The organism is Neobacillus niacini (genome assembly GCF_019749295.1).
GTDB lineage: Bacteria > Bacillota > Bacilli > Bacillales > Cytobacillaceae > Neobacillus > Neobacillus niacini_D.
In genome coordinates this window covers 1-20,449 of record NZ_JACWFG010000024.1, presented here as the reverse complement: position 1 = coordinate 20,449, position 20,449 = coordinate 1, and the positions used below count along the sequence as shown (strand labels likewise).

Sequence of the window (20,449 nt, the reverse complement as noted above, 5' to 3'; positions counted from 1 at the left end):
ATTAAGATGGATCATAAAAAAATTGCTCAGGAAGTACTAGATGCCATTGGCGGTCAGGAAAACCTATCAGCTGCAGCACATTGCGCCACACGCTTACGTCTTGTTTTACATGATGAGTCAATCGTTAATCAAACAGCATTGGACAACATGGATGTAGTGAAGGGGACCTTTTCAACAGGAGGTCAGTTTCAAATTATTCTAGGATCAGGAACAGTGAATGTGGTCTATAAACACTTGGCGGAGATGTCAGGTCAAACAGAAATGTCAACAAGTGATGTAAAAGATGCAGCGTCCAAGAAACTAAATCCAATTCAGCAATTTGTCAAAATGCTTTCAGACATTTTTGTTCCGATTATTCCAGCTATTGTAGCTGGTGGTTTATTAATGGGGATCAACAATGTCTTAACTGCTCCAGACTTGTTTATTGAAGGAAAATCCTTAGTGGATGCCAATCCAGAAATGGCAGACTTAGCGGCTCTTATTAATACATTTGCAAATGCGGCCTTTGTCTTTTTACCTATTTTAATCGGTTTTTCAGCAACGAAACGGTTTGGCGGAAATCCTTTTCTTGGGGCTACTCTTGGAATGTTAATGGTTCATCCGGATCTATTAAATGGGTACGGTTACGGAGCAGCAGTACTGAATAATGAAGTACCAGTTTGGAATCTATTTGGCCTCGAAATAGAAAAGGTAGGCTATCAGGGAACCGTATTACCGGTACTTGCCGCTTCATTTATTCTAGCAAAAATTGAAACTTCATTAAGGAAGGTTGTTCCATCCGCTTTAGACAATCTATTAACACCGTTATTATCTATCTTTATTACGGGAGTTTTAACGTTTACTTTGGTAGGGCCGCTGACACGCTCTGCTGGTAATCTATTAACAGATGGAATCGTCTGGTTATATGACACAACAGGTGTCATAGGCGGAATCATCTTCGGTTTAGCTTATGCACCAATTGTTATTACAGGTATGCACCATAGCTTTATTGCAGTAGAAACACAATTGCTTGCCGATGTTGTAAAAACGGGTGGATCATTTATCTTCGTTATTGCGGCGATGTCAAACATGGCACAAGGTGGAGCGACTCTTGCGGTGCTAAAGACTACGAAAAACGCAAAAATCAAAGGAACTGCTTCAGCGGCCGGTGTCTCTGCCTTACTAGGGATTACTGAACCAGCGATGTTTGGAGTGAATTTGAAGTTACGCTATCCATTTATCGGTGCGATTATCGGTTCTGCCGTTGGATCTGGCTTCATTACGTTGTTTAAAGTTAAAGCCACTGCACTAGGGGCAGCGGGTATACCAGGAATCATCTCGATTCGCCCAGATACCATTATTTCTTATATTATCGGTATGGCGATTGCATTTATCACAGCATTTATCGTTACGATCGTTTTAGCGAAAAGAGATGAAAAAAAAGCAGTTAAACAAACATCTGATCAAGCAGCAGCATAAATAGAAAATGAAAAGGAGAATCCCGTGATTCTCCTTTTGCACATTAGGAGTGAACAGCATGGAATGGACAAAAGAGCAGCGATACAGAACCATGGAAGAAGTATCCGAAGAGGAAATACAGGGGTTAGCCAAACTAGTGAATCAATGCCCGTGGCGCCAGTCTTTTCATATTCAGCCGGAGACAGGTTTGTTAAATGACCCGAATGGTTTTAGTTATTATAAAGGGGAATATCATTTATTCTATCAATGGTTCCCGCTCGGGCCGGTACATGGGTTGAAGCATTGGTATCATACGAAGTCTAAAGACCTGGTTCACTGGGAAAATGTTGGAATGGGCATTAAGCCGTCGAATGAGTTTGATAGTCATGGGGCGTATTCCGGAAGCGGGATTGAGCATGATGGAAAATTATATTTCATGTACACGGGAAATACGCGCGATGAAAATTGGAATCGACACCCCTATCAATGTTTGGCTGTAATGAGTCGGGATTATAGTATTTCCAAAATGGATGCACCGGTGATTGCAGATGTTCCGAGGGGGTATACTGATCATTTTCGCGATCCAAAGATATGGAAAAATGGGGACCTCTTCTATGCAGTGATTGGTGCTCAAAGGGAAAATGAGACGGGAACTGTAGTTTTATTCCAATCTAGGGATTTAAAGGATTGGAAGTTTATGGGCGAATTGAAAACAGGGTTAGGTGAAGAGTTCGGTTATATGTGGGAATGTCCAGATTATTTTGAGCTGGCTGGGCAAGGCGTATTCCTATTCTCCCCACAAGGGTTAAAAGCGGAAGGTGACAGCTATCAAAATATTTATCAGTCTGGGTATGTAGTTGGAAGTCCAATAGATTTAGAACATAACGAATTAAAGCATGGAGCTTTTCATGAGCTCGATCAAGGTTTTGATTTTTACGCGCCGCAAACAACTGTGGATCACCAGGGAAGACGGATTTTAGTCGGCTGGATGGGATTACCTGAGATTGACTATCCTACTGATAGAAATGGCTGGGCACACTGTTTAACACTTCCTCGTGAGTTAAAGATTAAAGGCGGAAAACTAGTTCAACAGCCAGTTCCTGAGCAGAAATTGCTTCGCGGGAGAAAGGTAGAAACCATTAAAAGTGTTGAGAATGAAAATGTTCGTTTGGATCACTTTGAGGGAGACGTATATGAGCTTCTTGCGGAATTCTCTGATAGTACAGCTGAGGAGTTTGGTTTGGAACTTCGAGTTGGAGAAACGGAGAAAACTGTGATTAAATATGATGCAGCTGCGAAAAAGGTTGTGTTTGATCGGACTAGGTCGGGAGAATCTTTTGCAGAAGAGTATGGTACGATTCGGAAATGTACGTTGGAAGCTGAAAAGATTTCATTTCAAATCTTTGTTGATGTTTCCTCTGTTGAAGTGTTTGTAAATGATGGAGTGGAAGTGTTTACCGGGAGGATTTTTCCTGGTATAGCTAGTAATGGTGTTCGTGTGTTTGCTCGTGGAGGACAAACGAATGTAAAGGTCGTTAGATGGGATATAAAATAATTTTTTAAACGTACTAGAGGTGGGAAAATGGGAAAGCTATTTTCGATTGGTGAAGTGTTAATTGATTTTATTCCTCTTCAAAAAGGGGTTGCCTTAAAGGATGTTGTCGCATTTGAGAGAGCTCCAGGGGGAGCACCTGCAAATGTGGCTGCGGCTGTTGCCAAATATGGGCAGGAAGCAGCAATGATTTCTAAATTAGGGAACGACGCGTTTGGCGACTTTTTAGTCGAAAAGCTCGTCGAGGCCGGTGTTGAGACAGATAAAATATACCGGACTGGTGAAGCGAACACGGCCTTAGCTTTTGTCTCATTAAAAGAAAATGGGGAACGTGATTTTTCATTTTATCGTAATCCTTCTGCTGATTTACTGTTAAGCAAGGACGAAATCGAGACAGCGTGGTTTCAGGCTGGGGATATACTTCACTTTTGCTCGGTTGATTTAGTGGATAGCCCAATGAAACAAGCTCATAAAAAAGCGATTGCCGCTGTTTCCGCTGCGGATGGCTTAGTCAGCTTTGACCCAAATGTGCGGCTTCCGCTTTGGGAAGATCCAGAAGACTGTCGGAAGGCAATTCTCGAATTTTTACCGACTGCAGATATTGTAAAGGTTTCCGATGAAGAGCTTGATTTTATTACGGGAATAAAAGATGAGTCCGATGCAATACAATCTTTGTTTGTCGGAAACGTGAAGGCAGTTGTCTACACAAAAGGAGCTGCCGGAGCGGAGTTGATTTTAAAGGATCAAAAGTTTGAATCGAGCGGTTACTCTGTTAAAGCGGTAGACACAACTGGGGCAGGTGATGCGTTCATTGGCGGATTTTTATATCAATTACTAGAATTACATGCAAATCCGGAAAACATTGAAGAGGTATTGCGAGACCATCAGGCATCTATTCTCCAATTTGCCAATGCTAGCGGGGCTCTTACTACAACAGGAAAAGGAGCTATTTCTGCTCTGCCGTCAAAGGAGAAAGTTGAGATTCTTATAGAATACCGAAATTAATCGAGGCACCTCTCATAATTAAATTGGTAGAAAGAACATTTGTATGGAATTATTTTAAACTGCCTGATTCTTATACACTTTAGGAGACAGTAGGCGGAGAATTTCCGGCTATTGTTTATAGAGGAACCTTTAGAAGCAGAAATAAGCGGAAATACTCCGCTTAACTGCTTTAAATAAGACAAATTACAAGGCTTTGAATACTATAAGCGGAAAAACTCCTCCTATTATTATGGAAATATGGGTATCTCCCAATTTAAACGGAAATTCTCCGCTTATGTTCCAAACACAGTGAGATCAACATTTAGTTTTAACGGAGCCTTTGTTTAATACAGGGAACGGGGAATAGCATCAGCTGTGAAAGAATAGATCCAAAGAGGCTGTAAATGATTAGATATTGATCATTTACAGCCTTTTTGAAGAGTTAATTTTTATATACTTTTTGTAAATTTTTTGGAGAAAGATTGTATTCCTTTTTGAAGAGTCTGTAAAAACTTGAATAATCAGGGAAACCGCATTTCAAGGCAATTTCCTCTATAGATATTTGATTTTGTTTTATCATTGTCACGGCAAAAGATAGACGCTTTAAGGAAACATAACGGTAAAACGGAAGGTTCATGTGTTTTTTAAAATAATGAGAAAAATAATATTTATTTAAATGAAAATGACTCGAAACATTGTCTAAACTTAAATCAGATTGTGTCAAATGTAATTCAATGTATTCGAGTATCGACAGAAACCTTTCGTCTTGTTCATCCTTGTTACGCAGGTTTGGCAGCCTGCTTTCAGGATTGAGGATGACTTGGAGCGTTTGAAATAAAAGGTACTGTAAGGTGAAGGAAAAACTCTTCTCGCCATTTTTTATTCTATTTGTTATTTCATGAAGGAAAGAAATAATTTCTTGAAAGCTTGCAGCATTCAGATGCAGCACATAAGAACCTTGTGTCTTTTGATGAACAATATTCTCATTCAAAGAGGGTGAACTTGATACAAAGTCCGCCATTAAACGCTTACTAATATTGATGATTATCCGTTCATAGTGATCAATATTCTTAACAGTTGCTTGATGAACCGCATAAGGCGGCACCACCACAACATCCCCTCTCCTTAGTGTATAGGTCTTTCCTTCACAAAAAAATTCACAATCCCCGCTTAAAAATACGAGAATTTCGAAACAATCGTGAGTGTGTAAACGGAATAAAGGATCTAATTGATATAATTTTTCTGCAGATTCGTTGTATTTCTTGAGTAAATCATAAGATTGATTTTTTGTACTAAAATTATAAAATTCAAAGTCTTGATTTACTACTGGGATATGAATCGATTGCTTCATTTAAGCGGCCCTTTCATATAGCAACATTTACAATATTTTTAGCAATAAATGATATTTATTTACCTTTTTTTGTTGTTATTATAACACTGTAAGTGAATTCTAAATAATGATATACACGAAATTGTGCACCCTATTTTAAGGAATATTTAAATAAGATCAATACGTAGACTGTATGCACACCAACTTTAGGAGGCTATAAAGTGGAACATAATCATAAACAACCAGAATTAGAAGTGAGAGTCAAAAACATCATCGAAGTGGATGGATTAAAATTCAAAGACCTAAATAACAGCGGGAAACTAGAACCGTATAAAGATTGGCGCCTAAGTCCTAAAGAACGTGCAGAGAACCTAGTTACATTAATGAATATCGATGAAAAGATCGGCATGATGCTGATTAATACTCGTAGAATGGGGCTTTCCCAAGAAGATAAGAGTAAGACAAGTCATGATGGAGTACTTGATGAAGCAATCGTTGAAAAAGGTGAAAACATCTTTGCGATTTCAAAGATATATGGTACTACCCATACGATTGAAAACATGCATTTACGTCACTTTATTCATAGAGACAACCATAGTCCAGCACAGATGGCAGAGTGGATCAATAAAATGAATGAAGTAGCAGAGGGAACTCGTCTAGGTATTCCTTGTTTGATTACATCTAACTCACGAAATGAAAATGGTGAATCTATTTTTGGGATGAATGATGCAGTAGGGATTTTTTCAACTTGGCCAGGAACGTTAGGGCTTGCAGCTGCAGCGAAAGGTGATATTAAAAACGGCGGTGATGCATCACTAATTAGCGAATTTGCCCAAATTGCGCACGATGAGTGGGATGCTGTTGGAATCAGAAAAGGTTATATGTATATGGCTGATACCGCGACAGATCCTAGATGGCAGCGGACGTATGGCACCTTTGGGGAAGACCCGGGATTTATTTCAGATGTGATCGGCCGTATCATAGATGGATTCCAAGGGAAAGAGTTAGGAAAGAATAGTATTGCCATGACAACTAAGCATTTTCCAGGAGGCGGTGCACGGGAAAATGGTTTTGACCCTCACTATGCAGAAGGAAAATGGAATTTGTACCCAACTCCGGGGAGTTTAGAAAAATATCACTTACCGCCTTTTAGAGCAGCCGTTGAACATGGGACTTCTTCTATTATGCCATATTATTCAATACCAAGTATCGGTAAGAGTGTGGTTCAAGAATTCGAGGGTGAAGACATTCCATTCGAAGAGGTCGGCTTTACGTTTAACCACTATTTCTTACAACGTATCCTTCGAGAAGAACTAGGGTTTAAGGGTTATATCAATAGTGACAGCGGCATCACAAGTAAAATGGCCTGGGGCGTTGAGGATAAAACTGAGGCTGAGCGTTTTGCAAAAGCAATCAATGCCGGAACCGATCTTGTTGCGGATACAAATGATATTGAAAACTTGAAAATAGCCATCGAAAAAGGCTGGATTAGTGAAAAGCGTATTAACGAAGCAAATGTAAGACTTCTTACTGAAATGTTTACATTAGGATTATTCGATGACCGTACTTATGTATCTCCAGACCAGGCTGCTGAAGTTGTTAATACTCCAAAGCACTGGGAAGCTGCTTACGAAGCGCACAAGAAATCAGTAACAGTTCTTAAAAATTCAAATGGCACATTACCTTTACGTGCTGAAAAGCTTACGGATAAGAAGGTTTATGTAGAAGTATTCCATAAGGATCCAAAACTTGCAGCTATGTATTCGGAACAAGCAAGAAAAGAATGTCAAGAACTTGAAAGCGTCACTTTAACAGAGAACCACGAGGAAGCAGATACAGCTATCTTATTCTTGCAGCCAAAATCCGGATCCTATTTTAATGCAACACCCGGACTGCTAGAACTAGAATTATGTGAAGATAAAACGATAACAGCTTTAGATGGCAGTTCATACCAAGAAACTACTTTGAGTAATATGGCTCATCTAAAGGAAGTCGCAGACAGCGTCCATGTTCGCGGCGGAAACGTAATTATCAGTGTAAATGTCACATTGCCATGGATTCTAGGAAATGTTGAACCCTTAGCAGACGCGTTGATTGCTGGTTACGATACCTTCTTCAAGCCGCAATTTGAGGTTATCGCTGGCGAGTCCCAGCCGGTGGGAGTCCTGCCGCTGACATTACCGGCAAGTGAAGAGGTAATTGCTGTCGATGAAAATGGTGATTGTGTGTCGCCAAATGATGTTCCAGGCTATGATAAGGACAAATACATGCATGCAGGACTTTCATATGCGTATAAAGATAGTGATGGTAATATTTATAAACTTGGTCATGGATTAACTTATTAAAAAACAATACTCCTCAGTGATGTAGTATTTAGCCCCTCTAATTAGACACAGTCTGCCAAGAGGGGCCTTTTTTCCCTATAGCATTCCATACTGGTTTATTAGGTAATTCACCACATCTTCCATTCTGGCCGTGCGTGATCCTTTTACCAAAATAGTAGTTCCCGGTGATAGATTACTAAGGTTTTGATATAAAGTTTCTTTGTCTTCGAAATGAATGACGTTTTCTAGAGGTATCCCTTGGTCCAGTGCTGCTTGTGAGGCCAACTGTGAGTACTTCCCAATAGTATAAAGAATATCAACTTTTTTCATTGCTCCATATGAACCTACTTCCAAATGTGCCTTCTTTGTGATGACACCCAAGCCTTTCATGTCCCCGAGGACAGCCACCTTGGTTCCTTCTCCGCCTACATTCACTAGTACATCAATTGCAGCCTTCATCGCATTTAAATTTGCGCTGAAGGAATCATCTATTAACGTAATGTCTCCATTCAATTTACGGGTAACCATCCGCATTCTTGGTTTTTTATACTCTTTTAGACCTGTTGAAATTTCTTCATGCGAAAATCCGAGCCTGTCGGCGACTGCTATTGCAAATAGAGCGTTATAAACATTATGGACACCAAAAATCGGTATATAAAAAGGAATGGATCTTCCCCGCAGATTAACAGTGAAATTCATGCCTTCCTCACTATATTCAACATTTTCTGCCCGGTAGTGTCCAGGAGTATTTATACCAATTTTTATTATGGTTCCTGGGAAGGTGTGAGTAGGTAAATGCTTAGAATTAACATCATCACTATTGATTAGTAAAACTCCATTTTGGTCCATATGTTGAATAAGTTCTGATTTTGCACTGGCTAATTTGGTTATGTCACCTTTGAAGTTACCAATATGAGCGGTGCCAATATTGGTAATGACACCTATATTAGGCGTAATAAAACTGCAATGCTTTACAATGTGCCCATAGTAAGCCATGCCAAATTCTACTACCACAGCTTGGTGTGATTTTCTTATTCGCTTGGCGTTTTTCTCTGTATTGATAAATGCATTATTAACATCTTTAGACTCATAAATGAACCATTTTTGTCTTAATATTGAAGCAATCATGGACTTTGTTGTTGTTTTCCCAGCGCTTCCCGTCACCGCAATGGTTGGTCTCTGATTATTAAGGGACATATCGTTTAACCCCTGACTGTATTGATTCTCGTACTATTCTTTAGTTTATTCAAAGATAAATAAACCAGTGTGGGTATTAGTTTAAGGTGGAATTCCTTCATTTTCTGAAACATTTAGGATGCTTATACGTCTAATGTTTATTGTGTATTTGAAGATTGTGTGACTTTTTACAGGATTTTTTCAAGAACAAATAGAATATATAGATATATTTCTTAAATCCGCATTACCATGAGGAGGATGTAAATAGTGGCCCGCGAACAAATGAATCCTATTATAGAAAAGATTCTTTTAAATATTGAAAAGGTTATGATTGGAAAAAGAAATGTAGCAGAACTTAGTCTTATTGCGTTATTAGCAGAAGGCCATGTGCTGTTAGAAGACGTACCTGGCGTTGGGAAGACGATGATGGTTCGTGCACTTGCGAAGTCGGTTAATGCTAACTTCCGGAGAATCCAATTTACTCCTGACCTGCTGCCTTCAGATGTGACAGGCATTTCAATCTATAATCCAAAAGAGATGGAATTTCAATTTCGGCCTGGACCCTTGATGGGAAACATTATCCTCGCAGACGAAATTAACCGGACTTCTCCAAAGACCCAATCAGCCCTTCTTGAAGGGATGGAAGAGGCGAGTGTAACCATCGATGGAATTACCCATCGTCTGCAAAAACCATTCTTTGTTATGGCTACACAGAATCCAATTGAGTATGAAGGTACGTATCCACTGCCTGAAGCACAGCTCGATCGCTTTTTACTAAAAATGAAAATGGGCTACCCAGAAGTAGACGAAGAAATAGAGGTTCTAAATCGGGCGCAAAAAGTCCCGCCAATTGAAGAACTTTTCCCAGTAATTGACCTAGAAGGGTTACTAGCGCTGCAAAAAGAAATAAAAGAAGTGTATGTGGACGATACCATTAAGCGTTATATCGTTGATATCGTTAATATGACAAGACGCTATCCCGGGGTCTACCTTGGCGCCAGTCCTAGAGGATCGATTGCACTGATGAAAGCTGCCCAAGCCTATGCCTTTATGTACGGCCGTGACTATGTCCTTCCAGATGATATACAATATTTAGCACCGTTTGTTTTATCGCATCGAATTATATTAAAGTCCGAGGCGAAATTTGAAGGAACGTCTGCAGAAGAAATTGTCAACCGCGTGATTGCGAGAATTCCAGTGCCGGTCCAAAGGCTAGTGAAGTAATCATGAAGAAGGTGTGGAATCCATTCAAAAAAGTATGGAAGTTTGTCGTTCTACTATTTTTGATTCTGCTTACGTTTTCATATGCCATGTTTCAAGGCGGCTTTGTAAGCTGGTTTTTATTTTATAGTTTTTTACCGTTTGCTCTTTATTGCGTTGGTCTATCATTCTATTCTTTGAATGAGCTGGAAATTAGTCGTCATATACCTAAAGATGATTATAATGCCGGAGAGTCTCTAAAGGTTACTGTAAATGTAAAGAGAAACTCTTACTTTCCTATATTTTATTTATTAATTGAGGATCAATTGGACGAAGTCTTAAGGAACTCCCAACAGAATAAGAAAGCGAAGACATTAGTATTGCCGGGTTTTAGGAAGGAATTTTCCTATGAATATATGATCGATGAACTGCCGCGAGGGGAGCATTTATTCAAGAGCATTATGGTTCGGACTGGTGATCTTCTTGGTTTAGTTGAAAAGGAAAAAACTCACCAAAGTGAGAGTAAAATTATCGTCTATCCAGCGTATACAGAGTTAATTTACCGGCCTTTTGAAACCCACTTTGATCAGGGGATGACTGCCTCAAGAGAACGAGTACAGCGTGATACCACACTTGCGATAGGTGTAAGGGATTACCAGCCAGGAGACCGTTTCTCATGGATTAACTGGAAAGCCTCTGCAAAACGTAATGAGATCATGACGAAGGAATTTGAACAGCGCCAATCGCATGATGTGTATGTTGTAATGGATTGCACACGTGATAACCACTTTGAAGGTATTGTTTCCTTTACGGCATCTTTAGTAAGAGCTGTTCTGAAGAAAGGGGCACAAACGGGGCTCTTAACGATTAGCGAAGAAAGAGCTGCATTTCCTATAAGAGGCGGAGAAGGTCAATTACATCAGCTATTTTATCATCTCGCTAGAATAGTACCAAACAGCCCTACCACGTTTGAGAAAGTATTAGAGACCGAAGGAATGTTTGTGCAGCAAACGGTTTCCTTCTTACTAGTGACTGGCCAATTAACAAAACCCTTAATAGAAAAGGCTGGCTTTCTAGGGCAGAGAAAAGGAAAAATCACTCTTTTTCTCATAAAAGGGGAAAGTCAAGCTCCTACCCAAACTGAAAAGTCCCTTATTGCACTTGCAAATGCACGAAATGTACGTGTGTTAATGGTTCATGAAGGGGAATTTGCTTCAGCCTTTGCGGAGGTGAATTTACGATGAAACGAAATCTCCAATCTTTTCTGATCTACTTATTTGGCTTTTTGCTTTTATGGGAATGGTTACGTCCAGTAGAGCAATTAACTACAACAGACCATATTGAAATGTTTATACTTTTTATTCTCCTCTCCTTTGGAGTATCCTTCTTAAGGGTTAGGTGGATATGGAGGTTAATCTTAAAAATATGGTTTATTCTTTATTCGGTTAATAGTTTTCATTATGATTTAGGTTTCTTCCAAACTAGCTGGCTGCTTTCCTTCCTTCAGGATATATCTGCTAATTTTAGTGTGATACTAGCTCAAGATTGGACAGGGATCAATAATGAACTTCGGACTCTTTTGTTTTTTATTCTGCTTTGGTTAATGGTATACCTGATACAGTATTGGCTCATTAACAGAAATAGAATTTTTGTATTTTTCTTTATGACACTGATTTATATAACGGTCTTAGATACTTTTACTCTCTATAGTGCAAATACAGCGATTGTCCGAACAGTGGCAGTGGGTTTTGCTGTCATGGGGATGTTAACCTATTACAGAATCCTGGTTAAGGAAGAAGTAGGTGCTAATTCTTCTGTCACTCGAAGGTGGATGAGACCATTAGTAATCATGATCGCTTTTAGTGTTATTGTTGGATTTGCTGCGCCAAAATTCCAGCCAATCTGGCCAGACCCTGTTCCATATATAAAGGCTGCAGGCGATAAAGGCGGAGATGATAAGATTGGGACTGGTGTGAGTAAGGTTGGTTATGGCACTGACGATTCCCAATTAGGCGGTCCTTTTATTGGGGACAACAGTGTTGTTTTCAGAAGTGAAGCAGAGCAAAAGAATTATTGGAAGGTAGAAACCAAGGATCATTATACAGGGAAGGGCTGGATACCCTCAGGCTCGACTTCGTTCCGTATAGACGGCGATGAGTTAATACCCGTAAACTCTATCCCATCGACAGTGGAAACCAGGGATGAAAGTTCTAGATTGTATTTATTTATGGATTATGATCACCTTATTTATCCGGCTGGTATTCAAAGGGCACAATTTGAACGTGAATATTCCCTGGAGGTCGATTCGATAAAGGAAAAAGTCTCGATTTTTGGTTTCAATAATAAGCCTATTGCTCCTGATGCCTATACTGTGGAGTTTAAGATTCCTAAATATGAAGCAGCTGAATTGAGGGAGACCAGTGCTGCAAATCCTGGACAGATGGATGCTGAATTTATCGCCAGGTATACACAGCTGCCAGAAAATCTTCCAGAAAGAATAAAGGAACTAGCAGAAAGTATTACAGCAGATGAAACAAACTGGTTCGATAAAGCAAAAGCGATAGAAAGGCATTTTGGCGGCTCTGAGTTTCGCTATGATCAGAAAGATGTTGCTGTTCCTGGTGAGAACGATGATTACGTGGATCAATTTTTATTTGATACAAAATCAGGGTATTGTGATAATTTTTCCACTTCAATGGCAGTCATGCTCCGAACACTAGGAATTCCTGCCCGCTGGGTAAAGGGATATACAGGTGGAGATTTTCAGGAGTATAGCGACGGTGATTCTTCAAAATCGGTCTATGAGATTACTAATAATAATGCTCATTCATGGGTGGAGGTTTATTTTCCAAATCAAGGTTGGGTTCCTTTTGAACCAACAAAGGGATTTACCAATGATGTGTCCATTAATTTTGCAAATCCTGATGGAACACCAGCGGCTGCAGAAACAACTGCTGCGCCCGCTCCAAAACCACAGCAGAACGTGAGGGATGAAAGCGGTACTTCACCAGAAAGTGATAACTCTTTTTCATTCAATCTTTTCTGGCTTAGCGTAAAAATATTTTTCAGTAATAACTGGAAAATGATTTTCATTTTATCTGTAATCGTTATTAGTGCAGCGGGCCTCATATTTAGGTTACGAGGAAAGTGGATACCGCGCTTGTATCTGCTCCAATTCCGATTAAGAAAAAAGGATGAAAATATGGGCAAGGCTTACCTTGTTCTATTAGAACAGTTGGAACGGTACGGTCTAAAACGTAAAGAAGGCCAAACGCTGAGGAATTATGCCGCATACATTGATACATTTTATGCCTCTAAAGAGATGTCTGTACTAACCGACAGATATGAGCGATATTTGTACCATCAGAAGCTTCCGGAGGGCACCTGGAAAGACTCACGAGAGTTGTGGGAAAATTTAATTAAAAAGACAATAGCTTGACCAGAAAAACACCCTATTGGTACAATGTGTTAAGAATTTAATACATTTGCTAATCTTCATATATCCTCGAAAATAGGTTCGAGAGTCTCTACCGGGTCACCGTAAATGATCTGACTATGAAGGCGGGAATTTCTGTTAAAAGTAATGATTAGAACTAGAATTCTGCCTTCTCGGTATTTGAGGGGAGAATTCTAGTTTTTTTTGCTATTTTTGTAAATACTAACAGTATTATTTTGGAAGAGGTGGCCATTTTGACAGGTACGCAGGATATGATTGTTGTTTTAGACTTTGGAAGTCAATATAACCAATTGATTACACGCAGGATTCGTGAGTTTGGTGTATACAGTGAACTACACCCGCATACCATTACAGCAGAGGAAATAAGAAAAATGAACCCAAGTGGAATCATTTTTTCTGGTGGTCCTAATAGCGTTTATGATGAAAATTCATTTCGCTGTGATGAGGAAATTTTTGAAATGGGTCTGCCTATTTTAGGAATTTGCTATGGCATGCAATTAATGACCGTTCACTTCCAAGGGAAAGTTGAAAAAGCGAAGAATCGTGAATATGGGAAGGCGGTAATGAACCTTCAAAATCAAAGTAAGCTTTTCCAAGATATGCCCGAAGAGCAAGTAGTTTGGATGAGCCATGGGGATTTGGTTGTTGAAGCACCAGCCGGCTTTACGGTTGACGGAACCAACCCGCACTGCCCAATCGTGGCAATGAGTGACGAAGCAAGGAAGCTTTATGCTGTTCAATTTCACCCGGAAGTTCGTCATTCCGTATACGGAAATGAGCTGCTTAAGAATTTTGTTTTTAATGTGTGTGAGTGTAAAGGCGATTGGTCAATGGGGAACTTCATTGAAGTGGAAATGGCAAAAATCCGTGAGCAGGTTGGTGATAAGAAAGTACTTTGCGCACTCAGCGGCGGAGTAGACTCTTCTGTTGTTGCGGTACTCATTCATAAAGCAATCGGTGACCAGCTGACATGTATTTTTGTTGACCATGGGCTTCTTCGTAAAAATGAAGCGGAAAGTGTCATGAAGACTTTTGCTGAAGGCTTCCATATGAATGTTATTAAGGTAGATGCAAAAGAACGCTTCTTATCTAAATTAGAAGGTGTATCTGACCCTGAGAAGAAACGGAAAATCATTGGCAACGAGTTCATTTATGTATTCGATGATGAAGCAACGAAGCTGGAAGGAATTGAGTTTTTAGCTCAAGGAACACTTTATACCGACATTATCGAAAGTGGAACTGCGACTGCGCAAACCATTAAGTCTCATCATAATGTAGGCGGTTTGCCTGAAGATATGCAATTTAAATTAATTGAACCATTGAATACGCTTTTTAAAGATGAGGTCCGTGCGCTTGGTACTGAGCTTGGAATTCCAGATGATATTGTTTGGAGACAGCCTTTCCCTGGACCAGGTCTTGGAATTCGTGTCTTAGGAGCGATTTCTGACGATAAGCTTGAAATTGTCCGCGAATCTGATTGGATCCTGCGGGAAGAAATCAAGAAAGCTGGTCTTGATCGTGAAATATGGCAATACTTTACGGTACTTCCGGACATTCGCAGTGTTGGTGTCATGGGTGATGCGCGGACATACGATTATACCATTGGTATCCGTGCTGTTACTTCCATTGATGGAATGACTTCGGATTGGGCACGTATCCCATGGGATGTACTTGAAAAAATTTCAACCCGGATTGTTAATGAAGTAGCTCACGTTAACAGAGTGGTCTATGACATTACCAGCAAGCCGCCTGCAACGATTGAGTGGGAATAAATTTTAAATAACGCTTCTAAAAGCGAACGTTTTTAAATATTATTTAAAAAACGTTCGCTTTTTATGTTTACAAAGGGGGGAATCCCTGATAATATAAAGAAGAAGTAAATAATATGTCGATTTAACTCGTATAATCTTGGGAATATGGCCCAAAAGTTTCTACCGAGCCACCGTAAATGGCTTGACTACGAGGCAGTGTATAAAACAGGAGTTATTCCTCTGTTATTTACACTTGCCCCAAGTCAAGCGTTCCGGTAGATATCGGAGCGTTTTTTGTTTTTTATATAAGATAGATTCATAGGGGGAATTGTAAATGCAGAAGTATTTTATGTTCAAAGAATTAGGGACGAATTACCGCCGTGAGTTTATTGGCGGCGTGACTACCTTCTTGGCTATGGCCTATATATTAGTGGTTAACCCGCTGACATTAACACTATCGAGTATACCTGACCTCCCAGATGCACTTCGAATGGATTATGGCGCAGTATTTGTAGCAACAGCATTAGCTGCAGCGATTGGTTCCATCATTATGGGACTTTTAGGGAAGTTTCCAATAGCTTTAGCGCCTGGTATGGGATTGAATGCCTTCTTTGCCTACACGATTGTGTTAGGAAGTGGTATCCCTTGGCAGCATGCTCTAGGTGCAGTTTTCATCTCAGGTGTATTTTTCTTTTTATTAACATTAACAGGATTGCGTGAGAAATTGATAAATGCGATTCCGATAGAATTGAAACATGCTGTTGGTGCAGGTATTGGTTTATATATTACCTTTATTGGATTACAAAGTGCAGGTATTGTAGTAAATAATGATGCAACACTAGTTGGCTTAGGTGATTTATCAGCCGGACCGACGTTACTAGCTATTTTCGGTATAATTGTAACGGTTATTATGATGACCAGAGGTATTAATGGAGCAGTATTCTTCGGAATGATTATTACTGTTATCGTAGGAATGATCTTTAACTTAATTGAGACACCAGATAAAATCGTCGATTCTGTACCAAGTATAGCCCCTACATTTGGAGCTGCATTTTCTTCTTTAGGTGATAGTTCGTTTTACACAATGACGATGCTCGGAATTATCTTAACCCTATTGTTTGTTGATTTCTTTGATAATGCTGGGACACTTGTAGCAGTTGCGAATCAGGCAGGAATGATTAAAGACAATAAATTACCTCGTGCAGGAAGAGCATTACTTGCTGACTCGGTAGCAACAACTGTCGGTGCAGTTCTTGGTACTTCAACGACAACATCTTATATTGAATCATCTGCTGGGGTAGCGGCAGGTGCAAGAACAGGTTTTGCTTCACTAGTAACAGCAGCATTGTTTATTCTTTCACTGTTCTTCTTCCCGTTATTATCGGTTGTAACTTCAGCAGTTACAGCGCCGGCGCTCATCATTGTTGGGGCGTTAATGGTCGGTTCTTTAGGGAAAATTGAATGGACAAAATTTGAAGTGGCTGTACCAGCCTTCCTTACAATGATTGCGATGCCTTTAACATATAGTATTGCCACAGGGATTGCGATTGGGTTTATCTTTTATCCAATCACAATGATTGTTAAAGGACGTATGAAAGAAATTCATCCAATCATGTACTTCTTCTTTGTTATTTTTATTCTATACTTCTTATTCCTATAAAAGATAGTTGAAAGAGTCTGTGTTATCACAGGCTCTTTTTTAATACTGTGAAAAATAATGTTGTCGAATATTGTCGTTGACTTCTTGATTTGTCTCTTATAACATGAGAATAAAGGAATTTGGACAATATCGGGGAGGAAGGCAATGGCAAAGCTATTAATTGATAAAGTATTAAATAATAATGTTTTGATTGCTGAACATCCTTCCTATGAAGAAGTCGTCTTAATCGGTAAAGGGATAGGCTTTAATCGAAAACATGGAGATTTTATTGAAACAGATTCGGTAGAAAAGCTTTTTGTACTTAAAAATGAAAAGGAACAACAAAATTATATTAAATTACTTCCTTTTATTGAAAATGATCTGCTAGAAGTGATTATTTCTGCTATTGGACTGATCAAACAAAGGACTCATACACAGTTAGATGAGCATATCCATGTTGCACTAACTGATCACTTAATGTTTGCGATTAACAGGATTTCTAAAGGCATGGAAATGAGTAATCCGTTCCTGGTAGAAACAAAAACACTTTACCGGCATGAATATGAAATTGCTTCTGAGGTTGTTGAATTTATCAAGGAAAAAACAGGTATATCACTGCCTGTGGGGGAAATAGGATTTATTGCTCTCCACATACACAGTGCCATGACGAATAGAAACTTATCTGAAGTTAATCAGCATTCACAGCTAGTCAGCAGATTGGTACAAATGGTCGAAGAGCAATTTGAAATTGATATTGATAAAGAAAGCATTGATTATATGAGGCTTGTTCGCCACCTGCGATTCACCATTGAGAGAGTAGTTAAAGGGGAAAAAGTAGAAGAACCAGAAAAAATAAATTCCCTATTGAAACAAGAATATCCTGTATGCTATAATCTCTCATGGAAGCTCATTAAAGTGATGCAACAAACATTAAAAATGAAAGTATTTGATGCAGAAGCCGTGTATTTAACGATGCACTTGCAAAGGATACAGAAAAAATTTAAATAGCAATTATTTTTTACGTGTTACTGATTCGATCAGGCATGAGTGAAAAGTATTAATTGAAACAAAGGTAATGGGGTAATCTATACCCGTAGCCTTATTCAGTTGAACTTTTACTCATGCCTTTTTTGTGTTTTTGTGGTAAATGAAAACGCTTAATGAGCCATATAAAAAATTGGAGGTATGTTATATGTTAAAAAATGCTTTTGGCGTCTTGCAAAAAGTCGGTAAAGCCTTAATGCTCCCGGTGGCGCTTTTGCCTGCTGCAGGTATTTTGCTTGCTTTAGGAGCGGCACTCTTAAACCCAGCACTCATAGAATTAGCACCATTCTTAGATAACAGTACGGTTGAATTGATTGCTTCTGTTATGCAGAATGCCGGGAATATTATCTTTGGAAACTTACCGCTCTTGTTTGCGGTTGGTGTTGCTGTCGGATTAGCCGGCGGTGAAGGAACTGCGGGTCTAGCCGCTATTATCGGGTACCTAGTAATGAATGTAACAATGGGAACAGTACTTGGTATTACAGCTGAAGATGTTAACGGTTTAAACTATGCGAGTATACTAGGGATACCTACTCTTCAGACTGGAGTATTCGGTGGTATTATCGTCGGTATATTAGCTGCGTCAATGTACAATAAGTTTTTTGAAATTGAATTACCATCTTATTTAGGTTTCTTCGCTGGTAAACGTTTTGTACCTATTATTACTGCAGCAACTGCTCTTGTTTTAGGGATATTAATGATTTTTATTTGGCCGCCAATTCAAAATGGTCTAAATGCTTTCTCGCAAAACATGGTACATGCAAACTTAACGATTTCTGCTTTTATTTTCGGAGTTATTGAACGTTCATTAATTCCATTTGGTTTACACCATATCTTCTATTCACCATTCTGGTACGAATTCGGGGAATACGCAACAAAGGCGGGAGACGTAGTTCGTGGAGATCAGCGTATCTTCATGGCACAAATCACAGACAATGTTCAAAATTTAACTGCTGGAACATTTATGACAGGTAAATTCCCATTCATGATGTTTGGACTTCCTGCAGCAGCTCTAGCGATTTATCATGAAGCAAAGCCTGAAAAGAAAGTGTTTGTCGGCGGGTTGATGGCATCAGCTGCGCTTACGTCTTTCTTAACAGGTATCACAGAACCAATTGAATTCTCATTCTTATTCGTAGCACCGGTGCTATTTGGTATCCATGCGATTTTTGCAGGATTCTCGTTTATGATTATGCACATGTTAGATGTTAAAATCGGTATGACTTTCTCCGGCGGTTTAATTGATTATATTCTATTTGGACTAATCAACCCGCAAACAAATGCTTGGATTGTTATTCCGGTAGGTCTAGTCTTTGCAGTTGTTTATTACTTTGGTTTCCGTTTTGCAATTCGAAAGTTTAATTTAAAAACTCCAGGACGTGAACTTGAGGAAGATGAAAATCAAGCTCCAACAGGAAAAGCGGGATCTGGTGATTTGGCAACGAATATTTTAGATGCGATGGGCGGTAAGGAAAATATTGCTCACCTGGACGCATGTATTACTCGCCTCCGTGTTTCAGTTAATGATATTAAAAATGTCGATAAAGACCAATTGAAAAAACTTGGTGCTGCAGGTGTCTTAGAAGTAGGAAACAATATCCAAGCAATCTTTGGACCTCGCTCAGAAACCATTAAAGGACAAATGAAAGATATAATGGAAGGAAAGAGACCACGCACAAACGTTAAGCCGCCAGAAAAAGGCGTAGAACAGCAAATTGAAGAAATAAATCCAGAAGCACTTCAGACTTCTCGTAAAAGTGAAGATGAAGGATTTATGGCACCATTAAAAGGTGAATTAAAGCCAATCACTGAAGTTCCTGACCAAGTGTTTGCCGGGAAAATGATGGGAGACGGATTTGCGATTGTTCCGGCGGAAGGTACTGTTGTGTCACCAGTGAGTGGAAAAATAGTCAACCTTTTCCCAACTAAACATGCTATTGGGATACTTTCTGATACAGGACGTGAAATTCTTATCCATGTAGGAATTGATACTGTTAACTTGAAAGGTCAAGGGTTCGAAACATTAGTATCGGAAAATGACATTGTAGATCAAGGTCAGCCATTACTAAAAGTCGATTTAGATTATATTAAAGAGCATGCTACATCAACAATTACACCGGTTGTGTTCACAAACTTAGCAGAAGGCGAAAAGGTAGTAATTGAAAAGTCTGGTCAAGTAGCTCTGAAACAAACAGGAATTATTAAAATTACGAAATAAATAAGCGGCCGGCTCTAACGTTAGAGTCGGCTTCTTTCTATATATAAGGAGGCGAATTTAGGCTGGATAATTTAATTATAATATTTTGTTGACGTAACCTAGTTAAAGGTGTTATTATATTTTAGCAGTCGTTAATGACAAGTTAACAACACGCAAGCGTTAATAACTTTTTGAAAAAAAGTATTGACTCGAAAGTTTTGAAATGATATAGTAATAGAGTTGCTTCTGACACAAGGTTGTCTGTGAAGTGAGCTTTGAAAAATTGCTCTTTGAAAACTAAACAAACAGTAACGTCAACAAACAATTTTTTAGCTTTTTATAAAAGCTAAGCCAACGT

13 protein-coding genes and 2 riboswitches are annotated in these 20,449 nt (G+C 39.2%); of the genes, 11 read left to right on the top strand and 2 right to left on the bottom strand.

Annotated elements, in window-relative coordinates; translation table 11 throughout:
- Nucleotides 1–6: 6 nt before the first annotated feature.
- The 3 genes from H0184_RS24350 to H0184_RS24340 are packed head-to-tail and all read left to right on the top strand — an operon-like array spanning nucleotide 7 to nucleotide 3,994.
- On the top strand, nucleotides 7–1,458 hold the full coding sequence (locus H0184_RS24350; RefSeq protein ID WP_221829352.1) for a sucrose-specific PTS transporter subunit IIBC: 1,452 nt from the start codon (nucleotides 7–9) through the stop codon (nucleotides 1,456–1,458).
- Between the two features lie 58 nt (nucleotides 1,459–1,516).
- A complete protein-coding gene (locus H0184_RS24345) occupies nucleotides 1,517–2,992 on the top strand; it encodes a sucrose-6-phosphate hydrolase (protein WP_221829349.1) in 1,476 nt (491 codons plus the stop codon).
- A gap of 27 nt (nucleotides 2,993–3,019) precedes the next feature.
- Complete coding sequence (locus tag H0184_RS24340) at nucleotides 3,020–3,994, top strand: carbohydrate kinase family protein (protein WP_221829347.1); 975 nt, start codon at nucleotides 3,020–3,022, stop codon at nucleotides 3,992–3,994.
- Between the two features lie 421 nt (nucleotides 3,995–4,415).
- Here the strand turns inward: H0184_RS24340 and H0184_RS24335 are convergent, their stop codons facing one another.
- Nucleotides 4,416–5,324, bottom strand: a complete 909-nt coding sequence (locus H0184_RS24335) for an AraC family transcriptional regulator (RefSeq protein WP_221829345.1) — start codon at nucleotides 5,322–5,324, stop codon at nucleotides 4,416–4,418.
- Nucleotides 5,325–5,524: 200 nt separating this feature from the next.
- On the opposite strand from H0184_RS24335, the gene H0184_RS24330 reads away from it, so the two are divergent.
- Complete coding sequence (locus tag H0184_RS24330) at nucleotides 5,525–7,648, top strand: glycoside hydrolase family 3 protein (protein ID WP_221829342.1); 2,124 nt, start codon at nucleotides 5,525–5,527, stop codon at nucleotides 7,646–7,648.
- A gap of 75 nt (nucleotides 7,649–7,723) precedes the next feature.
- On the opposite strand, the gene H0184_RS24325 is transcribed toward H0184_RS24330, so the two are convergent.
- Complete coding sequence (locus H0184_RS24325; protein ID WP_221829340.1) at nucleotides 7,724–8,824, bottom strand: UDP-N-acetylmuramoyl-tripeptide--D-alanyl-D-alanine ligase; 1,101 nt, start codon at nucleotides 8,822–8,824, stop codon at nucleotides 7,724–7,726.
- A 261-nt stretch (nucleotides 8,825–9,085) separates the two neighbouring features.
- On the opposite strand from H0184_RS24325, the gene H0184_RS24320 reads away from it, so the two are divergent.
- From H0184_RS24320 to ptsG, 7 genes are all read left to right on the top strand, one after another.
- Entirely contained in the window at nucleotides 9,086–10,027 is a 942-nt protein-coding gene (locus tag H0184_RS24320; protein WP_260631773.1) for an AAA family ATPase, read from the top strand.
- Between the two features lie 2 nt (nucleotides 10,028–10,029).
- Nucleotides 10,030–11,247: a DUF58 domain-containing protein gene (locus H0184_RS24315; protein ID WP_221829336.1), complete on the top strand. Its 1,218-nt coding sequence runs from the start codon at nucleotides 10,030–10,032 to the stop codon at nucleotides 11,245–11,247.
- Nucleotides 11,244–13,442 (top strand): transglutaminase TgpA family protein, encoded by a 2,199-nt coding sequence (locus tag H0184_RS24310; RefSeq protein ID WP_221829334.1) that lies wholly within the window; start codon nucleotides 11,244–11,246, stop codon nucleotides 13,440–13,442. Before H0184_RS24315 ends, H0184_RS24310 begins: the two co-directional genes overlap by 4 nt.
- 36 nt (nucleotides 13,443–13,478) lie before the next feature.
- Nucleotides 13,479–13,579, top strand: a riboswitch (purine riboswitch).
- Nucleotides 13,580–13,711: 132 nt separating this feature from the next.
- Nucleotides 13,712–15,232: a glutamine-hydrolyzing GMP synthase gene (guaA, locus tag H0184_RS24305; protein ID WP_221829453.1), complete on the top strand. Its 1,521-nt coding sequence runs from the start codon at nucleotides 13,712–13,714 to the stop codon at nucleotides 15,230–15,232.
- A 106-nt stretch (nucleotides 15,233–15,338) separates the two neighbouring features.
- Nucleotides 15,339–15,440, top strand: a riboswitch (purine riboswitch).
- Nucleotides 15,441–15,545: 105 nt separating this feature from the next.
- Nucleotides 15,546–16,871: an NCS2 family permease gene (locus H0184_RS24300; protein ID WP_221829332.1), complete on the top strand. Its 1,326-nt coding sequence runs from the start codon at nucleotides 15,546–15,548 to the stop codon at nucleotides 16,869–16,871.
- 144 nt (nucleotides 16,872–17,015) lie between these two features.
- The gene (glcT, locus tag H0184_RS24295) at nucleotides 17,016–17,858 is read left to right on the top strand and encodes a glucose PTS transporter transcription antiterminator GlcT (protein WP_221829330.1); all 843 of its coding nucleotides are present in this window, start codon (nucleotides 17,016–17,018) and stop codon (nucleotides 17,856–17,858) included.
- A gap of 184 nt (nucleotides 17,859–18,042) precedes the next feature.
- A complete protein-coding gene (ptsG, locus tag H0184_RS24290) occupies nucleotides 18,043–20,112 on the top strand; it encodes a glucose-specific PTS transporter subunit IIBC (protein WP_221829328.1) in 2,070 nt (689 codons plus the stop codon).
- The last annotated feature ends 337 nt before the right edge of the window (nucleotides 20,113–20,449 follow it).